Here is a 20,271-nt window from a genome sequence, read left to right on the forward strand (position 1 = left end):
ATGATTGACGCTGCAAGAATACGTGATTTTAGCCGCGAAATATCAGGTCGATGGAAAATTAGAATAATCGCAGATTAAGAGGGTGTTTATATTTACACTGCTGAAGCATAAATAGCGAAAAGATAAGCCCGGATTATCCTTCAGGCTTATCTTTATGTGTGGTGAAAAGCAACTACAGGCTGATGTGGGAGGGTAACAGCGCCTTAAGCTGTGGGTAGATAACCGTATTGGCCAGCAGCACAGGATTACCCTGTTGCAGACCATTGTGACCAAGATAATCATTGCTCATACCGCCTGCCTCACGCATCAATACAATCCCAGGCAAACCGTCCCACGGATTCATATGCGCTTCGTAATAGCCGATCAAACGACCGGCGGCAGCCCAGGCACTCATTAATGCGCCGGAACCATTACGGATGAACATGCCGCCCTGTGACAGCAAGCCACCAATGAAGGCCGTCAACGGTTCCACCGGTTGGCTGTTGGAACTGCTAAGGCCGAGCACGCCCTGATTAAGCTGCTGCGCGCTGTGTGCCTGAATGCGCTTTTCATTGACCCAGGCACCTTTACCGCGACAGGCATGGAAAGTCTCATGATGGTTAGGATCGCAGACCACGCCAATCACTGGCTCATTTTCACAAACAATCGCCAGCGACACGCACCAGTTGTGTAATCCATTCAGAAAGTTACTGGTGCCATCAATGGGATCGATCACCCAGACAAAGCGCGCACCGGTGGTATCACCGCCGCTCTCTTCACCCAGCACAGCGTCATCGGGGAAGCGCTCGTAAATCAAATGCTTGACCAATTCTTCTACGTTGCGGTCGGCTTCGCTGACCACATCCTGTAAATCCTTTTTATGCTCAATCACCAGTTGATGACGCTGCTGATACCAGGATAAAGCTCGGCTGGCTGCAGTTTTGGCGACATCACAGGCAAAGTGATAACGCGCGTCAAGTTCGGTTAGCGTAGCTGATGACATCTTTCCCTCTTATCATTTTCTGGCAAACGAAGTGACAAAAAACGCCGAAACAGGCGACCTGGCAGTGTGACCTACTTAACAAAAGTTAAGAAAGGTTTCATTAAGCCGCAGATGGCTGCGGCTGGCAAGAGGCGTAAATGCTGGGATTGTGAAAAAAAGCGGGTTTAGAGTTGCTGCTGGCGTGCAGCTTCCATCAGGCGCGGGTAGAACTGGAAGAATAGCGGTTCGAGTTGCTGATAATGATCGACGAAATCCTGATAGGAGTCGCGCAGTGCTGCCAGACGCGGTCGGCGGTGAGCCATACCGCTCAATACGCGGGCCAGCCGCGTCGGTTCGGCATAGTGCTCAAACCAGCGTTCACGCCACATCACCGAATTGAGTTCGATGAATCCTTCCGGTGTGCCGGGCAGCTGCGGCATGATTTCACGCTCGGCTGTCGCCGTGAACGTGACTAAGGATTGCGCGGGATGCAGTTTGTCCCAGTGCAGCGCGAGGAAGTGATCCCAGATCACATCCAACGTGATGGGCGCAACGCGACGGGTTTCAGCGCGAAAGAATTGCCGCGCTTCACGCACTTCAGGCAGGTTATCAGTCAAAACATCCAGGCGACGATGCATGGAGATGCCCGCGACAACCGGTTCCGGCCATTGCGACTGTACATTGCCGCGCACGAAGTCGGCCATTAGATTGCCCAGCAGGGAGCTGTCTGCCAGCTGTGCGAGGTGAAGGTGAGCGAGAAAGTTCATGGCGCATTATATACACGTCAACCTTCAAGTTACAGGTGCGTTGGCTGCTCTCGCTCACCTGAATCACTGACTAAAGTGAGCACATCGTGCTGCTCCCATGTGCCACCTTTCTGTACCTCTAATGATGTTGTGTAAAGGCAGCAGCACAGAGATGCAGCCAGTTGTTCAGAATTTCCCGCTTTTCCGCTAAACTATGCCGCCTGTTTTTTAGTCCTGAAGAAGTGATGCATGCGTGTAGCCGATTTTGCTTTTGAGTTGCCAGAATCTTTGATCGCCCACTATCCGCAGGCGCAGCGAAGCGGTTGCCGCTTGCTGGCGCTGGAGGGTCCGAGCGGTGCGTTGCGCCATGAAGTGTTTACCGATGTGCTGGATAAGCTCAATCCGGGCGACCTGTTGGTCTTCAACAACACCCGCGTGATACCGGCGCGCGTCTACGGCCGCAAAGCCAGTGGCGGCAAAATCGAGATGCTGGTTGAGCGCATGCTGGACGACAAACGCGTACTGGCGCACGTGCGTGCCTCGAAAGCGCCGAAGCCGGGTGCAGAGTTGCTGCTGGGCGATGACGAAAGCGTCAAAGCCACCATGGTGGCGCGCCACGATACGCTGTTTGAGATCGAATTTGCTGATGACCGTGCGGTGCTGGATATCCTTAACAGCGTCGGCCATATGCCGCTGCCGCCGTATATCGATCGTCCGGACGAAGAAGCGGATCGCGAACTTTATCAAACCGTTTACAGCGCGCGTCCGGGTGCGGTAGCCGCACCGACCGCCGGTTTGCACTTTGACGAGCCGCTGCTGGATGCGCTGCGTGCCAAAGGCATCGAAATGGCATTTGTCACGCTACACGTTGGCGCGGGCACTTTCCAGCCGGTACGCGTCGAGAACATCAACGACCACATCATGCACTCCGAATATGCCGAAGTGCCGCAGGATGTGGTGGATGCGGTGCTGGCCTGTAAAGCACGTGGCAATAAAGTCGTGGCCGTAGGCACCACTTCCGTGCGCTCACTTGAGAGCGCGGCGAAGGCGACTCAGGATGCGCTGATCGCGCCATTCTTCGACGACACGCAAATCTTCATCTACCCGGGCTATCACTATCAGGTGATTGATGCGTTGATCACCAATTTCCATCTGCCGGAATCGACGCTGATTATGTTGGTCTCGGCATTTGCCGGTTATAAAAATACCATGGCGGCTTATCAAAGCGCGGTGGCAGAGCAGTACCGTTTCTTTAGCTATGGGGATGCCATGTACATCACCCGTAATCCACAGGCTCCTGACGAAGTGGTTGGAGCTTAATAATCAGACTGTTTCTCTGATTATCTAATGAGGTCAATGTGAAATTTGAATTAGATACCACCGATGGTCGCGCGCGCCGTGGCCGTTTGGTGTTCGATCGTGGTGTGGTTGAAACCCCGGCATTTATGCCAGTGGGTACTTACGGCACTGTAAAGGGCATGACGCCGGAAGAAGTTAAAGAGACCGGCGCACAGATCCTGCTCGGTAACACCTTCCACCTGTGGCTGCGTCCAGGCCAGGAGATCATGAAACTGCACGGCGACCTGCATGATTTTATGAACTGGCAGGGTCCGATCCTTACCGACTCCGGCGGTTTCCAGGTGTTCAGCCTCGGCGACATCCGTAAGATTACCGAAGCGGGTGTGCATTTCCGCAACCCGATCAACGGCGATCCGATTTTCCTCGATCCTGAAAAATCGATGGAAATTCAGTACGACCTCGGTTCAGACGTGGTGATGATTTTCGACGAATGTACGCCGTATCCAGCAGACTGGGATTACGCCAAACGCTCGATGGAGATGTCATTACGTTGGGCACAGCGCAGCCGCGATCGCTTTGATTCGCTTGGCAATAAAAATGCGTTGTTCGGCATTATTCAGGGCGGTGTTTACGAAGATTTACGAGATGTCTCGGTTAAAGGTCTGGTAGATATTGGCTTTGATGGGTACGCTGTGGGCGGCCTGGCGGTGGGTGAGCCTAAAGAGGACATGCACCGTATCCTGGAACACGTCTGTCCGCAAATTCCGCAAGATAAACCGCGTTATTTGATGGGCGTCGGCAAGCCAGAAGATCTGGTGGAAGGCGTTCGCCGCGGTATCGATATGTTTGACTGCGTCATGCCAACGCGTAATGCGCGAAATGGTCACCTGTTTGTGACCGATGGCGTGGTGAAAATCCGTAACGCCAGGTATAAAGATGACACGACAACGCTGGATGCGGAGTGTGATTGTTACACCTGTCGCAATTATAGCCGCGCCTACTTGTATCATCTTGATCGTTGTAACGAAATACTGGGCGCACGTCTGAATACGATTCACAATCTGCGCTACTACCAGCGACTGATGGCGGGTTTACGTAAGGCCATCGAAGAGGGTAAATTAGAGCACTTTGTTAGCGAGTTCTACCAACGGACGGGTAAAGCGGTTCCACCGTTAAACGTCTGATAATTCTATCAATGAGGGAAATTTAATGAGCTTTTTCATTTCTGACGCCGTTGCCGCAGCAGGCGCTCCGTCTCAGGGAAGTCCTTATTCTCTGGTGATCATGCTGGTGGTGTTTGGTCTGATCTTCTATTTCATGATTCTGCGCCCGCAGCAGAAACGTTCTAAAGATCACAAGAAGCTGATGGATTCCATCTCTAAAGGTGATGAAGTGTTGACCAGCGGTGGCCTGGTAGGTCGTGTGACCAAAGTGGCTGACAACGGCTACGTTTCTATCGCCCTGAACGACACCACTGAAGTAGTTGTAAAACGTGATTTCGTGGCCGCCGTTCTGCCGAAAGGTACTATGAAGGCGCTGTAATTTTTTCTTCCCGAAGGGAACTGCCGTGTTAAACCGTTATCCTTTGTGGAAGTACATCATGCTGGTCGTCGTGATTATCGTCGGCCTGCTCTATGCGCTTCCTAACCTTTATGGTGAGGATCCGGCCGTTCAGATCACTGGTGCGCGCGGTGGCGCCGCCAGTGAACAGACGTTGGATCAGATCCAGACTTTATTAAAACAAGATAATATCCAGAGCAAATCCCTCGCTCTGGAAAATGGTGCCATTCTGGCCCGTTTTGACAATCAGGATGTGCAGCTGCGCGCGCGTGATGCGCTCACCACGGTATTGGGCGACAACTATGTTGTGGCACTCAACCTCGCGCCGGCAACCCCGCGCTGGCTGACCCTGCTGGCCGCACAGCCGATGAAACTCGGTCTTGATCTGCGTGGCGGCGTACACTTCCTGATGGAAGTGGATATGGATACCGCTCTGGGCAAGCTGCAAGAGCAGAATGCCGATGGCCTGCGTAGCGATCTGCGCGACAAAAGCATCCCGTATACCAACGTCAATAAAATCGCTAACTACGGCGTAGAAGTGCGTTTCCGCGACGGTGCCAGCCGTGATGCGGCGATCAGCTATCTGTCAGCACGTCATCGCGATCTGGTGATCTCCAGCGTCGGCAGCGATACGCTGCGTGCGGTGATGACCGATGCGCGTCTGAGCGAAGCCCGTGAGTATGCGGTTCAGCAGAACATCAATATCCTGCGTAACCGTGTCAACCAGCTTGGCGTTGCCGAGCCGCTGGTGCAGCGTCAGGGTTCTGACCGCATCGTGGTGGAACTGCCGGGTATTCAGGATACGGCGCGTGCTAAAGAGATTCTGGGTGCGACTGCGACCCTGGAATTCCGTTTGGTGAACACCGCCGTTGATCCAAGTGCCGCGGCCAGCGGCCGTGTACCGGGTGATTCGGAAGTGAAAGAAACGCGTGAAGGCCAGCCAGTGGTGCTGTACAAGCGTGTGATTCTGACCGGTGACCATATTACCGATTCGACGTCCAGCATGGACGAGTATAACCAGCCGCAGGTGAACATTTCACTGGATGGCGCGGGCGGTAACATGATGTCGAACTTCACCAAGGACAACATCGGTAAAGCGATGGCGACCCTGTTTGTGGAGTACAAGGACAGCGGTAAGAAAGACGCGAACGGTCGTGCAATCCTGGTGAAGCAGGAGCAAGTGATTAACGTGGCGAACATTCAGTCGCGCCTCGGTAACAGCTTCCGCATCACCGGTATCAACAACCCGAACGAAGCCCGTCAGCTTTCGCTGCTGCTGCGTGCCGGTGCGTTGATTGCGCCAATTCAGATTGTGGAAGAGCGTACCATTGGTCCAACTATGGGCCAGCAGAACATCACTCAGGGTCTCGAAGCCTGCTTGTGGGGTCTGATCGCCTCCATTCTGTTCATGGTATTGTTCTACAAGAAGTTTGGTCTGATTGCATCCAGTGCACTGTTGTGCAACCTGGTGCTGATTGTCGGTGTCATGTCATTACTGCCGGGCGCAACACTGACAATGCCGGGTATTGCCGGTATCGTGTTGACGCTGGCGGTGGCAGTTGATGCCAACGTGTTGATTAACGAACGTATTAAAGAAGAACTGCGTAACGGGCGCTCGGTACAGCAGGCGATTCATGAAGGCTATAAAGGCGCCTTCTCCAGTATCGTCGACGCCAACGTCACTACGCTGATTAAAGTTATCATTCTTTATGCGGTCGGTACCGGCTCCATCAAAGGCTTTGCGATTACCACTGCTATCGGTATCGCAACTTCGATGTTCACCGCTATCGTCGGCACCCGTGCCATCGTTAACCTGGTGTACGGCGGCAAACGCATCAACAAGCTGTCTATCTGAGGAGTGCGTTGTGGCACAGGACTATAGTATTGAACAGCTAAACCACGGGCGTAAGGTCGTTGACTTTATGCGCTGGGATACGCTGGCCTTCATCATCTCCGGTTTGCTGATTGTTGCGTCTATCGCCATTATCGGTGTGCGAGGCTTCAACTGGGGCCTCGACTTTACCGGCGGAACGGTGATTGAGATTAACCTGGAAAAACCGGCCGATCTGGACGCACTGCGTGAAGGTTTGGTGAAAGCAGGCTTCCAGGAGCCGCTGGTGCAGAACTTTGGCAGCAGCCGTGACGTGATGGTGCGTATGCCTCCGGTAACCGGGCCAGAAGGTCAGGAACTGGGCACCAAGGTTCTGGCATCGATTAACCAGACCACGCAGCAGAACGCGACCGTGAAGCGTATCGAATTCGTTGGCCCGAGTGTGGGTAGCGATTTGGCGCAGGCGGGGGCGATGGCGCTGTTGTCGGCACTGATTGCGATTCTGATCTATATCGGCATCCGTTTTGAGTGGCGTCTGGCACTGGGTACCGTACTGGCACTGGCGCACGATGTGATCATCACCTGCGGCATTTTGGCGCTGGTGCACATCGAGATCGATCTGACGATTGTGGCCTCGCTGATGTCGGTGATTGGTTACTCGCTTAACGATAAGATCGTGGTTTCCGACCGTATTCGTGAGAACTTCCGCAAAATTCGTCGCGGTACTTCTTACGATATCACCAACGTGTCGTTGACCCAGACGTTGAGCCGTACCTTGATCACCTCGCTGACCACGTTGGCGATGATCATGATTCTGTTCCTGTTTGGTGGCGCGTTGCTGAAAGGCTTCTCGTTGACCATGCTGATCGGTGTCACCATCGGTACCATTTCCTCTATCTATGTTTCTTCTGCTCTGGCGCTGAAACTGGGTATGAAGCGTGAACACATGCTGGTGCAGAAAGTCGAGAAAGAGGGCGCGGATCAGCCTTCGATCCTGCCTTAATTGTGCTGATGAAGTGAAACGGGCTGCCTAAGGGCAGCCCGTTTTTTTATGCGAGGTACGCATGAGTGCATACCCTACAGTGCAACGGTGTATCTCCGTAGGGTCGCCATTCATGGTGACCGTGCGAGACTCCATACGATCAGGGCGCTTTGGCTTTTTCCGCTGCAGGTAACACATCATGCACGCGCACATAGCCGAGTTGCTCCGGTGTCAGTCCGCTCAACCGCAGCGGCACCGTGACAGAACTTCGCGGCGTCAGACTGGCTTCAACCTGAATCGTCTGGCTCAGACTCTCTGCACTCAGCGGTTTGCCGCTCGCCGGATCCAGTTCACCCCACACCACCGTGGCGGTCAGGGCAGGGACTGGCTGGTCATCGGTGGATCGAATATTCAGGTTGGCGCGGCTGCCGCTGGCTTCCCCTCCCACACGAGACAGTGACAGACGCAATTTGCCGATCTGCGTCTGTAACTCGACCGGCGTATTGGCCTGCGGCAATAGCCATGCTCCCTGGGTTGACTGCCCATTGAGCTGACCCTGAATTTCCAGCGCCGTTGCCTGATTAGTGAGCTTGCGCATCTGCTGATTAAGCTGGCTGACTTCCTGATGTAACTCTTTGACCTGCGGTGAAGTCGGCGTTGAACTACAACCACTGAGCACCAGCAGCGAAAGTGCCGCGGGCGCCCAAAACGTCCTGATCGTCATGCATTGTCCTTTCTGTTATTTCGGAATACGTAATACCTGGCCAGGATAGATCTTATCAGGATGCGTCAGCATTGGCTTGTTTGCTTCGAAAATCTTGTTGTATTCATTGGGATTCCCGTAAACCTGTTTGGAAATCGCGCTTAAGGTGTCGCCTTTTTTCACCGTGTAGAATTCCGCTTCTGGCGCACTGTCCGTCACGGTGACCTTGTCATCGACCTTAGTGATCCCCGCGACGTTACCGGCGGCCACCAGGATTTTCTCTTTCAGCTCCTGCGAAATGCCATCGCCGCTCACGGTAACGGTGTCGCCTTGCACATCGACTTTGACTTTATCGCTGTCAGGTAAGCCGAGCTGGTTAATATGATCCTGTAATTTTTTGCTGGGATCGTCAGCGCCGGTAACGGCATCCCATAACTTTTCACCTGCTTCTTTCACGAAATTGAACAGACCCATGTGACCTCCTGCAAATGTGCCGGATTGGCTGTTTAAGCTTAGTGGCTTTTCTTGTTTACAGAGCGTGACATCCTGCGTCTGTGAGCCGGGCGGTGATTCGGTCCGGTGTATTTAGTTGCCTGCGAGATCGCGCTACACTGTGTGGCCTATTTATCTCGCGACAGGAAACGTCATGCATTGCCCCTTCTGCTCCGCTGTGGACACCAAAGTGATTGATTCTCGCCTGGTCAGTGAAGGTTCATCGGTGCGTCGCCGCCGCCAGTGTCTGGTGTGCCATGAGCGTTTTACCACCTTTGAAGTGGCTGAACTGGTGATGCCGCGCGTGGTGAAAAGCAACGATGTGCGTGAACCCTTTAACGAAGATAAGCTCGCCAGCGGCATGATGAAGGCGCTGGAGAAACGTCCGGTCAGCGCGGACGCCGTTGATAACGCGGTGAACCACATTAAAACCCAGCTACGTGCCACGGGTGAGCGCGAAATTCCCAGCAAGCTGGTGGGCAATCTGGTGATGGAAGAGTTGAAGAAGCTCGATAAGGTCGCCTACATCCGCTTTGCCTCGGTCTACCGCAGCTTCGAAGATATCCGTGATTTTGGCGAAGAGATCGCCCGCTTACAGGACTAAGCCATGACTGACGAACGCTACATGGCGCGCGCGCTGGAACTGGCGCGACGCGGACGTTTCACCACCACACCAAACCCTAATGTGGGCTGTGTGATTGTGCGCGACGGCGAGATTGTCGGCGAGGGCTGGCATCACCGTGCGGGTGAGCCGCATGCAGAAGTGCACGCGCTGCGTATGGCGGGGGACAAAGCCAAAGGCGCGACCGCCTTCGTTACGCTGGAACCCTGCAGCCATCATGGCCGCACGCCGCCGTGCTGCGATGCGCTGATCGCCGCCGGCGTCAGCCGCGTAGTGGCGGCGATGCAAGATCCCAATCCGCAGGTGGCGGGGCGCGGCTTATACCGTTTGCAGCAGGCCGGTATTGAAGTCAGCCACGGTTTAATGATGAGCGAAGCTGAAGCATTGAATCGTGGTTTTCTGAAACGTATGCGCACCGGCTTCCCGTGGATTCAGCTCAAACTCGGCGCATCCCTTGATGGGCGCACCGCGATGGCCAGTGGCGAAAGCCAGTGGATCACCTCGGCGGCGGCAAGGCGCGATGTGCAACAATTACGTGCCCAGAGTTCGGCTATTCTTACTTCCAGTGCAACGGTGCTGGCAGACGATCCATCACTAACGGTGCGCTGGAGCGAGCTGAATGAAGATGTGCGCCAGCAGCTGGATGAAGCAACGCTGCGCCAGCCGATTCGCGTGGTGATTGATAGCCAGCAGCGTGTGACGCCACAACATCGACTGCTAAGTCAGCCGGGCGAAACCTGGCTGATGCGCAGTGAAATCGATCAGCAAACCTGGCCCGACAGCGTCAGCCAAATTGCGGTGCCGCTGCGCGGAGAGCAACTGGATCTGGTGGCGATGATGATGTTGCTCGGCCAGCGTCAGATTAACTCGGTGTGGGTCGAAGCCGGTGCCCGTTTAGCCGGGGCGCTGTTGCAGGTCGGATTGGTCGATGAACTGATCGTTTATATGGCGCCGAAGCTGCTGGGCAATGCGGCACGGGGTCTGTGCGAACTGCCTGGACTGGAACAATTGGCCGATGCGCCAGGCCTGAAGTTTAGCGATGTGCGCATGGTTGGCGCGGACCTGCGACTGACCCTGACGCCCGCTTGAGCACCGACTGAAAAGCCTGAGCGCGTCGCCGAAGAGTATGATAGAATCCGCCCCCTTCTGCGGGGCCATAAATCAAACACCCAAAGGATATGTATGAAAGTTATCGAAGCTCCTGTTGCCACGCCTGATGCTAACATTGCCATCGTTATTGCGCGTTTTAACAACTTCATTAATGACAGCCTGCTGGATGGCGCCATCGATGCGCTGAAGCGTATTGGCCAGGTCAAAGCAGACAACATCACAGTGGTTTGGGTTCCAGGCGCTTACGAACTGCCGTTGGCAGCGCGCGCACTGGCGAAAGCCGGTAAGCACGACGCGATCGTGGCACTGGGAACCGTGATCCGTGGCGGCACCGCCCACTTCGAATATGTGGCAGGTGAAGCCAGCTCTGGTATTGCCAACGTGGCGATGACCAGCGAAATTCCGGTGACTTTCGGCGTGTTAACCACCGAAAACATCGAGCAGGCGATTGAACGCGCCGGCACCAAAGCAGGTAATAAAGGCGCCGAAGCGGCCCTGACTGCACTCGAAATGATTAACGTATTGAAAGCCATCAAAGCCTGATTTTTGGAAGGGGAATTTTGTGAAACCTGCTGCTCGTCGTCGCGCCCGTGAGTGCGCTGTTCAGGCGCTTTACTCCTGGCAGCTGTCTAAGAACGACATTGCCGATGTGGAATACCAGTTTCTGGCGGAACAAGACGTCAAAGACGTCGATATTAGCTATTTCCGCGAATTGCTGGCCGGTGTGGCGACTAACAGCGCGTACCTGGACGGTCTGATGAAGCCTTACCTGTCACGTCAGCTGGAAGAGCTGGGTCAGGTTGAGAAAGCCATTCTGCGTATTTCGCTGTATGAGCTGAGCAAGCGTTCTGATGTGCCTTATAAAGTGGCCATCAACGAAGGCATCGAGCTGGCCAAGGTGTTTGGCGCTGAAGACAGCCACAAGTTTGTCAACGGCGTGCTGGATAAAGCAGCTCCACAAATTAGACCCAACAAAAAATAATGCATAAGGCCGGTTTACCGGCCTTTTTTTCATTGAGACCTGACTTATGTCTTGTGGTGAATTCGAACTGATCGCACGTTATTTTAATCGCGTCACCAGCTCCCGCCGCGATGTGGAGAAGGGAATTGGTGACGACTGTGCGTTACTGAACGTGCCCGAAAAACAAACGCTGGCCATTAGCACCGATACGCTGGTGGCGGGTGTGCACTTCCTGCGTGATATCCATCCTGCCGATCTGGGTTACAAAGCACTGGCCGTAAATCTGAGTGATCTGGCGGCAATGGGCGCGGACCCGGCGTGGTTGACGCTGGCAATTACCTTGCCTGAAGTAAATGAAAGCTGGCTGGCGGCATTTAGCGACAGCCTGTTTGAGCTGCTGGATTACTACGATATGCAGCTGATTGGCGGTGATACCACGCGCGGACCGCTGAGCCTGACGTTGGGTATTCACGGTCTGGTGCCGACAGGACGCGCATTGAAGCGCTCGGGTGCCAAACCTGGCGACTGGATCTTTGTTACCGGTACGCTGGGTGACAGTGCGGCTGGTTTGTCGCTACTGCAACATCGTCATCGCCTGAACGATCCGGCCGTACATGAAGTGCTGATTAAGCGCCATCTGCGTCCGATGCCTCGTGTACTGCAAGGCCAGGCACTGCGCAATCTGGCGACATCGGCGATTGATATCTCCGATGGTTTGATTGCCGATCTCGGCCATATTCTCACGGCTAGCCGCGTTGGTGCGCGTATCAATCTGGAAGCGTTACCGCTGTCCGCTGCGTTGCGCGATCATTTTGAGCCGGAACAGGTGCTGACCTGGGCCTTAAGCGGCGGCGAAGATTACGAGCTGTGCTTTACCGTGCCGGAAGTGAATCGTGGTGCGCTGGACGTGGCGCTGGCTCATCTCGGCGTGTCTTACACCTGCATCGGGCAGATTGCGCCTGAATCCGATGGGTTGACGCTGCTGGAAAACGGCAAGCCGCGGAGTTTTAATCACAAGGGATTTGATCACTTTGGCGGCAAGTAAAGATGTAGCGAAAGGCCGTTTACGCCTGAGCAACCCATGGCATCTGCTGGCAGTCGGTTTTGGCAGTGGCCTGAGCCCGATCATGCCAGGCACCGCCGGTTCGATTGCGGCGATCCCCTTCTGGTGGCTGATGACGTTTTTGCCATTGCAGATCTACTCCCTGCTGGTGCTGATTGGTATCAGCGTGGGCGTTTATCTGTGTCATCGCACGGCGAAAGACATGGGCGTGCACGACCATGGCAGCATCGTATGGGATGAATTCATCGGTATGTGGATCACGCTGATGGCGATTCCGGCAATGAGCTGGCAGTGGGTGCTGGCCGGGTTTGTCATCTTCCGTATCTTTGATATGTGGAAACCCTGGCCGATTCGCTGGTTCGATCAGAACGTGCATGGCGGCATGGGCATTATGGTCGATGACATTATCGCGGGTGTGATATCAGCGGCGATTTTGTATGGGTTGGGGCTGGTGCTTTAAATCGGCAAGTGCGCATAAATGCGCACCCTACGATGACCTAATGTGGCTGTAAATGCGCACCCTACGATGACCAGATGTGGCTGTGAATGCGCACCCTACGGATTACCCAATGTGCGCACTCAACATTGTAGGGTCGCCATTTATGGCGACCTGGTTCAATGATTACTCAAATCCCACCACCGGATGCGGTTGATACACCGTCTCCAGCTCAGCGATATCCGTTGAACTCAACTCCACATCCACCGCTTTAACCAATTCGGCAAACTGCTGCTCACGTGATGCACCAATGATCGGCGCGGTCACTACCGGTTTATGCAGCAGCCACGCCAGCGCCACTTGTGCACGCGTCACGCCTTTATCGGCGGCAATGGTTGCCAGACGCTCTGCAATCGCCGCATCGTTCTCCTCGGTGCCGGTATACAGTTTCTCCATCACGTTATCCGATACCGAACGCGCGGTGGTTTCACCCCATGGACGCGTGAGCTTGCCGCGTGCCAGCGGGCTCCACGGCAGCACTGCAATGCCTTCTCGTTCACACAGCGGGTGCATCTCGTTTTCTTCTTCGCGCTGAATCAGGTTGTACTGATCCTGCATGCTGACAAAACGCGCCCAGCCATTTTGCTTTTGCAGATCCAGCGCCTGAGCAAACTGGGAAGCATGCATGGAAGAAGCGCCGATGTAGCGTGCTTTACCGGCTTTCACCACATCATTGAGCGCTTCCAGCGTCTCTTCAATCGGCGTGTCGTAATCCCAGCGGTGAATCTGCAACAGGTCAACGTACTCCATGCCGAGGCGCGCCAGGCTGTCGTCGATAGATTGCAGGATGTTCTTACGTGACAGGCCCTGAGAGAGGTTGCTGAGTGGGAAGTAAACTTTGGTGGCAACCACCACCCGATCGCGCTGGGCAAAATCCTTCAACGCGCGACCCACAATCTCTTCGCTGCTGCCATCGGAGTAGCTGTTGGCGGTGTCGAAAAAGTTAATCCCGGCGTCTAACGCCTGTTTGATCAGCGGTCGACTGCTCTCTTCGGGCAGGGTCCATGCGTGATTGCCGCGCATCGGATCGCCGTAAGTCATGCAGCCTAAACAGAGACGCGAAACCTCTAAGTCGGTTTGGCCTAAACGAATGGTTTTCATGGGAGCTCCTGCTCTTATGCGTTAGGAATGCCCTAAGCATAGCAGCAGGAGCGGGGAGGGGATTACTGCGCCAGCCAGTCAGTGATTTGTTGCTGAATACCCACGGCATCCAGCTGATAATCCTGACGAACTTCTTCCTGCGTGCCTTGCGGAATAAACTCATCCGGCAGGCCGAGGTTCAGCACATGCACACGCAGGCGTTTCGCCATCACGTATTCGTTGACGCCGCTACCAGCACCGCCTTTGATGGCGCCTTCTTCCAGCGTCACCAGCGAATCATGGCGGGTGGCCAGTTCAACGATCAAGGCTTCATCCAGCGGCTTCACAAAACGCATATCCACCAGCGTGGCGTTAAGCGCTTCAGCGGCAGCCTGCGCTTCAGGCAACAACGTACCGAAGTTAAGGATCGCCAGTTTTTCACCGCGGCGCTTCACAATGCCTTTGCCCAGCGGTAGGCTGGCCAGGGGCTCCAGTGTTGCGCCGGTGCCGGTGCCGCGCGGGTAACGTACCGCACTCGGCCCATCCTGATAGTGATAGCCGGTGTACAGCATCTGGCGGCATTCGTTCTCGTCGCTTGGCGTCATGATCACCATTTCTGGTACACAGCGCAGGAAGGCGATATCAAACGCGCCCTGATGCGTCTGGCCATCAGCACCCACGATGCCGCCGCGATCGATAGCAAACAGCACCGGCAGCTTCTGGATCGCCACATCGTGAATCAGCTGATCGTAAGCGCGCTGCAGGAAGGTGGAGTAAATCGCCACCACCGGCTTATAACCGCCAATCGCCATGCCCGCGGCAAACGTCACCGCGTGCTGTTCGGCAATCGCCACGTCAAAGTATTGCTGAGGATAGTCACGAGAGTAGCTGACCATGCCGGAGCCTTCACGCATCGCCGGCGTCACCGCCATCAATCGCGGATCGTCAGCGGCCATTTCGCTCAGCCAGCTACCGAAAATCTTCGAGTAACTCGGCAGGCCAGGCGCGCTTTTTGGCAGAGAACCACTGGCCGGATCGAACTTCGGTACCGCATGCCAGGCGATAGGATCTTGCTCGGCAGGCGCGTAGCCTTTGCCCTTTTTGGTCATGATGTGCAGGAACTGCGGGCCTTTCAGGTCGCGCATATTCTTCAGCGTGCTTACAAGCGTCAGCACATCGTGGCCATCAACCGGACCGATGTAGTTAAAGCCCAGCTCTTCAAAAAGCGTGCCCGGCACCACCATGCCTTTCAGGTGCTCTTCGGTGCGCTTCACCAGCTCTTTGATCGGAGGCAGCCCGCCCAACACACGCTTGCCGCCTTCGCGCAGACGTGAATAGGTTTTGCCGGAGAGAATCTGTGCCAGACGATTGTTGAGTGCGCCAACGTTCTCGGAGATCGACATCTCGTTGTCGTTAAGGATCACCAGCATGTCAGGCTTGATGTCGCCTGCGTGGTTCATGGCTTCGAACGCCATGCCCGCGGTGATGGCGCCATCGCCAATAATACAGGCGGTACGACGTCCTTTACCTTCACGCTCAGCGGCAACCGCCATACCCAATCCGGCGCTGATCGAGGTCGATGAGTGACCGACGCTCAATACGTCGTATTCACTTTCGCCGCGCCATGGGAACGGATGCAGGCCATTTTTCTGGCGGATAGTGCCGATACGATCGCGGCGTCCGGTCAGAATCTTATGCGGATAGGCCTGATGGCCGACGTCCCACACCAGATGGTCAAACGGGGTGTTATAAACATAATGCAGCGCGACTGTTAGTTCGACGACGCCCAGACCCGAAGCAAAGTGGCCGGAAGATCGGCTCACGCTATCCAGCAGATACTGACGCAGCTCGTCACACAGTACCGGAAGTTTTTCTTTCGGTAATAAACGTAATTCCTGAACCGTGCTCGCTAATGCCAGTGTCGGGTATTTTGCAATATCAAAACTCATCAGAGACTCATTATGAAAGTTATTTATCGCGTTCAATTATGAAGCTTGCCAGTGCTTGTAATGCGGTGGTGTCGTAGGACTGCGCCGCCAGAATCTCTAACGCGCCCAGTGCTTCCTGATAAAGATCCCACGCTTTGCTGCGGGCATTTTCCAGTCCCATCAGCGCCGGATAAGTGCTCTTACCCAACGCCTGATCCGCGCCCTGAGTTTTGCCCAGCACCGCGGTATCGCCCACCACATCAAGAATGTCATCCTGCACCTGGAACGCCAGTCCAATGGCGTTGGCGTAGGTATCCAGTACCGGAAGTGCCGCACGGCCACGTTCACCCGCCGTCAATGCGCCAAGACGCACCGCAGCGCGAATCAATGCGCCGGTTTTATGACGATGAATCTGCTCCAGCTGGGCGAGGTCAATGTGCTTGCCTTCAGCGGCGAGATCCAGCGCCTGGCCACCGCACATGCCTGCCACACCGCTGGCCTGAGCCAGTTCGGAGATCATCGCAATGCGATCTTGCGGGCTGACGCCGGGCATTGGCTCATCGGCCAGAATCGAAAACGCCAGGGTTTGCAACGCATCACCAGCGAGAATCGCTGTGTCTTCACCATATTTAATATGGCAGGTTGGCTGTCCACGACGTAACGCATCGTCATCCATCGCGGGCAGATCATCATGAATCAGAGAGTAAGCATGGATGCACTCTACGGCAGCGGCCGGAGCATCCAGGCTGGCCGCATCGGCCTTTAACATCTCGCCCGTGGCGTAAACCAAAAATGGACGCAGACGCTTACCGCCTAATAGTGCCCCATATTGCATGGATTGCACCAGAGGAGAACTCTGAAAAGGAAGTGGATCTATTAAGCGTGTCAACGCCAGATTAACGCGTTCGTGATACGCGTTGAGTAATTTGGCGAAATCCATCAGTCATTTTCCGGTGTGAACGGCGCGAGCGCAGCATCTTTGTCATCGCTGAGCAGAATCTGTACGCGCTGTTCAGCCTGCTGCAGGGTTTGCTGACCGGTGCGTGCCAGCTGTACGCCGCGTTCAAATTCGTTCAGCGCTTCTTCCAGCGGCAGTTCACCACTTTCCAGACGGCTGACGATTTGTTCCAGCTGCTGTAATGCGCTTTCAAAACTGGCTGGCGCTTCGGCTTTTTTCGGCATAATCAGTGTCGACTCACAGGTTAGGAATCATCTTGCAATCGGTCATGGTAGCCGACGAGGAATAATTAGCAAAATAATGAATGTGATTGCGGTTGCAGAAGCGGTCATCTGACAAAGGTGGTATACTTTTGCGCCTCGGATGCGGGCGCTTCTGCGTTACCCGTAATTATATGATTTTACCAGTTAAGTGCCGATGTTTTTAGCACTTATTTGCCCAACGAAGCTGTGTCGCCATGAAGTTTATCATTAAGCTCTTCCCTGAAATCACCATCAAAAGTCAGTCGGTGCGTCTGCGCTTTATCAAGATCCTGACCGGTAACATCCGCAATACCCTGCGTACTGTCGACGACGAAATCGCCGTGGTGCGTCACTGGGACCATATTGAAGTTCGCGCTAAAAAAGAAGCGCTGCGTACCGTCGTTATCGATGAGCTCACGCGTATTCCCGGTATTCACCATGTACTGGAGGTTGAGGATCAGCCTTATACCGATATGCACGATATCTTCGAGCAGGCTCTGGCGCTGAATCGTGAACGTCTGGAAGGGAAAAGTTTTTGTGTGCGCGTGAAGCGTCGCGGCAAGCACAGCTTCAGCTCGATTGATGTCGAGCGTTACGTGGGTGGTGGCCTCAATCAGCACATTGAGACTGCACGCGTGCAATTGAAAAATCCTGATGTGACGGTCAACCTCGAGATCGAAGACGATCGTCTGCTGCTGATCACCGGCCGTTATGAAGGGCTGGGTGGTTTCCCGATCGGGACACAAGAAGATGTGCTGTCGCTGATCTCAGGCGGCTTCGATTCCGGCGTCTCCAGCTATATGCTGATGCGTCGAGGCTGCCGCGTCCATTACTGCTTCTTCAACCTCGGCGGTGCCGCCCATGAAATCGGCGTCCGTCAGGTCGCGCATTATCTGTGGCAGCGTTTTGGTCGTTCGCATCGTGTGCGCTTTGTGGCGATCAACTTCGAGCCGGTAGTCGGTGAGATTTTAGAGAAGGTAGACGACGGCCAGATGGGCGTGGTGCTGAAGCGTATGATGGTGCGTGCGGCATCGATGGTCGCTGAGCGCTACGGCGTGCAGGCGCTGGTAACCGGTGAAGCACTGGGCCAGGTATCGAGCCAGACACTGACCAACCTGCGTCTGATCGATAACGCCTCGGATACGCTGATCCTGCGTCCGCTTATCTCGCATGATAAAGAGCACATCATCGATTTGGCGCGCCATATCGGCACCGAAGATTTCGCGAAAACCATGCCAGAATATTGTGGTGTGATTTCGAAAAGCCCAACGGTGAAAGCGGTGAAGGCGAAGATCGAAGCAGAAGAGCAGAACTTCGATTTTGAGATCCTCAATCGCATGGTGCAGGAAGCCAGCAATGTGGATATCCGCGAAATCGCGGAGAAAGCACAGGAAGAAGTGGTTGAAGTGGAGACGGTGGTCTCATTCACCGCGGAAGATGTGGTGCTGGATATCCGCTCTGTGGATGAGCAAGAGTCATCACCGCTGGCGCTGCAAGGCGTGGAAGTGAAAACTCTGCCGTTCTATAAATTGAGCACGCAGTTTGGCGATTTGGATCAGAACAAAACCTGGTTGCTGTATTGCGATCGCGGCGTGATGAGCCGTTTGCAGGCGCTGTATCTGCATGAGCAGGGCTTTAAAAACGTGAAGGTTTATCGCCCGTAAATCTGGCGTGCGCACACCGGCGCACCCAGTAGATTGATTGATGAAAGGTCGCCAGGTTGGCGGCCTTTTTCATTCGCGCTCTTCAAATTCCTGATAGTTATAAATCCCCGCCGCTAACACCAGCTGTGACGCCACTTCACGCGCTTTATCTTTATCCACCAGCAGATCAATCAGCTTCAGTGCAAAATCAATCGAAGTGCCTGGCCCCTGGCTGGATAGCAGGTTGACGCGCGGATCCCATACCACGCGGCGATCCATCCAGTGTTTGTCGGGAATGGTGTCACGCAAGCCAGGAAACCCGGTCATATTGCCTACCGGGAAGAGGTCATGCGGAATCAGCACCGTGCCGGGTGCGGCACAAATCGCGGCAACGATTTTCCCAGCCAGATGAAACTGGCGCACCGTTTCCACCAGCAATGGGCTGTCACGGAATGTCTCTGCGCCCTTCAGGCCGCCGGGCAGCACAACTGCGTCATAATCGTTATCCGCCACCTCGACCAGAGGCGCATCTGCCAGCAGGCGCACGCCGCGTGAGCAGACGATCTCACGTGTGCCATCACTTTCGACACTGGCGGTAGTGACGCTTAAGCCGGCGCGGACCAGCAGGTCGATAGTGGTGACAGCTTCTATCTCTTCACTGCCATGTGCCAGGCAAACCAGAACCGATGCGGTCGCGCTCATATTGGGACTCCTTGCGTTTAATCAGATCGTACAAACGGGTGTTCTCCGGCAACGAAATGCCCTGGGCGCGAGCGCGGCGCAGCAGGTAGCCGGTGATGTAATCAATTTCTGTCAGGCGCTGTGCGCGTACATCCTGCAACATTGAGGAGGTATTCGCCGCGGTGCTGTCAATGACGTCATAAATAATGTCGCGCAGATTATCGACCGCGATGTGCTGGCCTTCACGCTCCATCACCCAGGCAATTTCTTCGCACAGCGTGGCAATCTGCTGCGGCCAGGCGCGCAGTGCACCGTTCTGACAATCGTGTTCAACGGTAAGCGGATTAATCACGCAGTTCACCGCCAGTTTGCGCCAGCTGGCAGACGCAATATTGTCGTGCCAGGCCACGTCCGGCAGCGCCTGATGCAGGATGTCGGCGATGTCGCTCATCGCTGCACTTTCGCGTCCGGTGGGACCGATATGCGTGATGCCTTGTGCGACGTGTTTGATCACCGTGCCATCGCGCATCGCCGCGTGGGTGGTAATGCCGCGCAGTAGCGGTTGCTGCAACTCCTTCAGCTCTTCCAGCGTGCCCATGCCATTGTGCAATAACAAAATGGCAGCATGAGCAGGCAGGATGCTTTGCAGGTTTTTGACTGCCGGGGAAACCTGAGGCGCTTTCAGTGTCACCAGCAACAGCTGACTTTCGGCAAGAAACAGTGGATCGTTGGCGATAAACGTGTGATTGCTGACATGGCCTTGCGGATCAATCACGTTCACCGAGCAATAGGGCTGTGGTACACGCAACCAGCCCTGAACCTCATGTCCCTGACGTGCGAGCGCGGCGAGCCAAATTTGACCCAGGGCGCCACAACCCAACACGGTAATTTTCATTTTGCCTCCCGCTGACGG

Annotated in this window: 22 protein-coding genes; 12 read left to right on the top strand and 10 right to left on the bottom strand. The window is 54.9% G+C overall.

Annotated elements, in window-relative coordinates; genetic code table 11:
* Window positions 1-172 precede the first annotated feature (172 nt).
* Entirely contained in the window at window positions 173-982 is an 810-nt protein-coding gene (locus tag ACXI0A_RS06030; protein ID WP_476149889.1) for an inositol monophosphatase family protein, read from the bottom strand.
* A 164-nt stretch (window positions 983-1,146) separates the two neighbouring features.
* The gene (locus ACXI0A_RS06035) at window positions 1,147-1,728 is read right to left on the bottom strand and encodes an ACP phosphodiesterase (protein WP_476149887.1); all 582 of its coding nucleotides are present in this window, start codon (window positions 1,726-1,728) and stop codon (window positions 1,147-1,149) included.
* Window positions 1,729-1,956: 228 nt separating this feature from the next.
* Here ACXI0A_RS06035 and queA point away from each other — a divergent pair, with 228 nt between their 5' ends.
* From queA to secF, 5 genes are read left to right on the top strand one after another with little or no spacing between them, the layout of a single operon-like run.
* Window positions 1,957-3,027: a tRNA preQ1(34) S-adenosylmethionine ribosyltransferase-isomerase QueA gene (queA, locus tag ACXI0A_RS06040; RefSeq protein WP_476149885.1), complete on the top strand. Its 1,071-nt coding sequence runs from the start codon at window positions 1,957-1,959 to the stop codon at window positions 3,025-3,027.
* 38 nt (window positions 3,028-3,065) lie between these two features.
* Window positions 3,066-4,190: a tRNA guanosine(34) transglycosylase Tgt gene (tgt, locus tag ACXI0A_RS06045; protein ID WP_476149884.1), complete on the top strand. Its 1,125-nt coding sequence runs from the start codon at window positions 3,066-3,068 to the stop codon at window positions 4,188-4,190.
* A gap of 25 nt (window positions 4,191-4,215) precedes the next feature.
* Complete coding sequence (yajC, locus tag ACXI0A_RS06050; protein ID WP_034831018.1) at window positions 4,216-4,548, top strand: preprotein translocase subunit YajC; 333 nt, start codon at window positions 4,216-4,218, stop codon at window positions 4,546-4,548.
* A 25-nt stretch (window positions 4,549-4,573) separates the two neighbouring features.
* On the top strand, window positions 4,574-6,421 hold the full coding sequence (gene secD, locus ACXI0A_RS06055; protein ID WP_476149883.1) for a protein translocase subunit SecD: 1,848 nt from the start codon (window positions 4,574-4,576) through the stop codon (window positions 6,419-6,421).
* Window positions 6,422-6,431: 10 nt separating this feature from the next.
* Entirely contained in the window at window positions 6,432-7,400 is a 969-nt protein-coding gene (gene secF, locus ACXI0A_RS06060; protein WP_476149882.1) for a protein translocase subunit SecF, read from the top strand.
* A 139-nt stretch (window positions 7,401-7,539) separates the two neighbouring features.
* Here the strand turns inward: secF and ACXI0A_RS06065 are convergent, their stop codons facing one another.
* Complete coding sequence (locus ACXI0A_RS06065) at window positions 7,540-8,103, bottom strand: DUF3251 domain-containing protein (protein ID WP_476149881.1); 564 nt, start codon at window positions 8,101-8,103, stop codon at window positions 7,540-7,542.
* Window positions 8,104-8,118: 15 nt separating this feature from the next.
* Window positions 8,119-8,556 carry a peptidoglycan-binding protein LysM gene (lysM, locus tag ACXI0A_RS06070; protein WP_224934154.1) on the bottom strand — a complete coding sequence of 146 codons (438 nt, stop codon included), beginning with the start codon at window positions 8,554-8,556 and terminating at the stop codon, window positions 8,119-8,121.
* Between the two features lie 172 nt (window positions 8,557-8,728).
* Between lysM and nrdR the strand changes: the two genes are divergently transcribed.
* The 6 genes from nrdR to pgpA all read left to right on the top strand — a co-directional run bounded on the left by nrdR (window position 8,729) and on the right by pgpA (window position 12,790).
* Window positions 8,729-9,178, top strand: coding sequence for a transcriptional regulator NrdR (nrdR, locus tag ACXI0A_RS06075; protein WP_034831027.1), 450 nt, complete (start codon window positions 8,729-8,731; stop codon window positions 9,176-9,178).
* Window positions 9,179-9,181: 3 nt separating this feature from the next.
* Complete coding sequence (gene ribD / locus ACXI0A_RS06080) at window positions 9,182-10,285, top strand: bifunctional diaminohydroxyphosphoribosylaminopyrimidine deaminase/5-amino-6-(5-phosphoribosylamino)uracil reductase RibD (RefSeq protein WP_476149879.1); 1,104 nt, start codon at window positions 9,182-9,184, stop codon at window positions 10,283-10,285.
* Between the two features lie 93 nt (window positions 10,286-10,378).
* On the top strand, window positions 10,379-10,849 hold the full coding sequence (gene ribH, locus ACXI0A_RS06085) for a 6,7-dimethyl-8-ribityllumazine synthase (protein WP_224934152.1): 471 nt from the start codon (window positions 10,379-10,381) through the stop codon (window positions 10,847-10,849).
* A 19-nt stretch (window positions 10,850-10,868) separates the two neighbouring features.
* A complete protein-coding gene (gene nusB, locus ACXI0A_RS06090) occupies window positions 10,869-11,288 on the top strand; it encodes a transcription antitermination factor NusB (RefSeq protein ID WP_007887007.1) in 420 nt (139 codons plus the stop codon).
* Window positions 11,289-11,334: 46 nt separating this feature from the next.
* Complete coding sequence (gene thiL, locus ACXI0A_RS06095) at window positions 11,335-12,312, top strand: thiamine-phosphate kinase (protein WP_476149876.1); 978 nt, start codon at window positions 11,335-11,337, stop codon at window positions 12,310-12,312.
* Window positions 12,299-12,790, top strand: coding sequence for a phosphatidylglycerophosphatase A (pgpA, locus tag ACXI0A_RS06100; protein WP_224934150.1), 492 nt, complete (start codon window positions 12,299-12,301; stop codon window positions 12,788-12,790). The genes thiL and pgpA overlap by 14 nt, the downstream gene beginning before the upstream one ends.
* A 162-nt stretch (window positions 12,791-12,952) precedes the next feature.
* On the opposite strand, the gene ACXI0A_RS06105 is transcribed toward pgpA, so the two are convergent.
* From ACXI0A_RS06105 to xseB, 4 genes are all read right to left on the bottom strand, one after another.
* On the bottom strand, window positions 12,953-13,927 hold the full coding sequence (locus tag ACXI0A_RS06105) for an aldo/keto reductase (protein ID WP_476149873.1): 975 nt from the start codon (window positions 13,925-13,927) through the stop codon (window positions 12,953-12,955).
* 62 nt (window positions 13,928-13,989) lie between these two features.
* Entirely contained in the window at window positions 13,990-15,855 is a 1,866-nt protein-coding gene (gene dxs / locus ACXI0A_RS06110) for a 1-deoxy-D-xylulose-5-phosphate synthase (protein ID WP_476149872.1), read from the bottom strand.
* Between the two features lie 19 nt (window positions 15,856-15,874).
* Window positions 15,875-16,774, bottom strand: a complete 900-nt coding sequence (gene ispA / locus ACXI0A_RS06115) for a (2E,6E)-farnesyl diphosphate synthase (RefSeq protein WP_224934147.1) — start codon at window positions 16,772-16,774, stop codon at window positions 15,875-15,877.
* Window positions 16,774-17,016: an exodeoxyribonuclease VII small subunit gene (gene xseB, locus ACXI0A_RS06120; RefSeq protein ID WP_034831045.1), complete on the bottom strand. Its 243-nt coding sequence runs from the start codon at window positions 17,014-17,016 to the stop codon at window positions 16,774-16,776. The genes ispA and xseB overlap by 1 nt, the downstream gene beginning before the upstream one ends.
* Before the next feature lie 233 nt (window positions 17,017-17,249).
* Between xseB and thiI the strand changes: the two genes are divergently transcribed.
* The gene (gene thiI / locus ACXI0A_RS06125; RefSeq protein WP_476149870.1) at window positions 17,250-18,698 is read left to right on the top strand and encodes a tRNA uracil 4-sulfurtransferase ThiI; all 1,449 of its coding nucleotides are present in this window, start codon (window positions 17,250-17,252) and stop codon (window positions 18,696-18,698) included.
* Window positions 18,699-18,767: 69 nt separating this feature from the next.
* On the opposite strand, the gene yajL is transcribed toward thiI, so the two are convergent.
* Window positions 18,768-19,379, bottom strand: a complete 612-nt coding sequence (gene yajL, locus ACXI0A_RS06130) for a protein deglycase YajL (RefSeq protein WP_476149869.1) — start codon at window positions 19,377-19,379, stop codon at window positions 18,768-18,770.
* Window positions 19,333-20,253, bottom strand: coding sequence for a 2-dehydropantoate 2-reductase (gene panE / locus ACXI0A_RS06135; RefSeq protein ID WP_224934145.1), 921 nt, complete (start codon window positions 20,251-20,253; stop codon window positions 19,333-19,335). The genes yajL and panE overlap by 47 nt, the downstream gene beginning before the upstream one ends.
* Window positions 20,254-20,271 lie beyond the last annotated feature (18 nt).

This window comes from Pantoea sp. C1E2 (assembly GCF_056491465.1).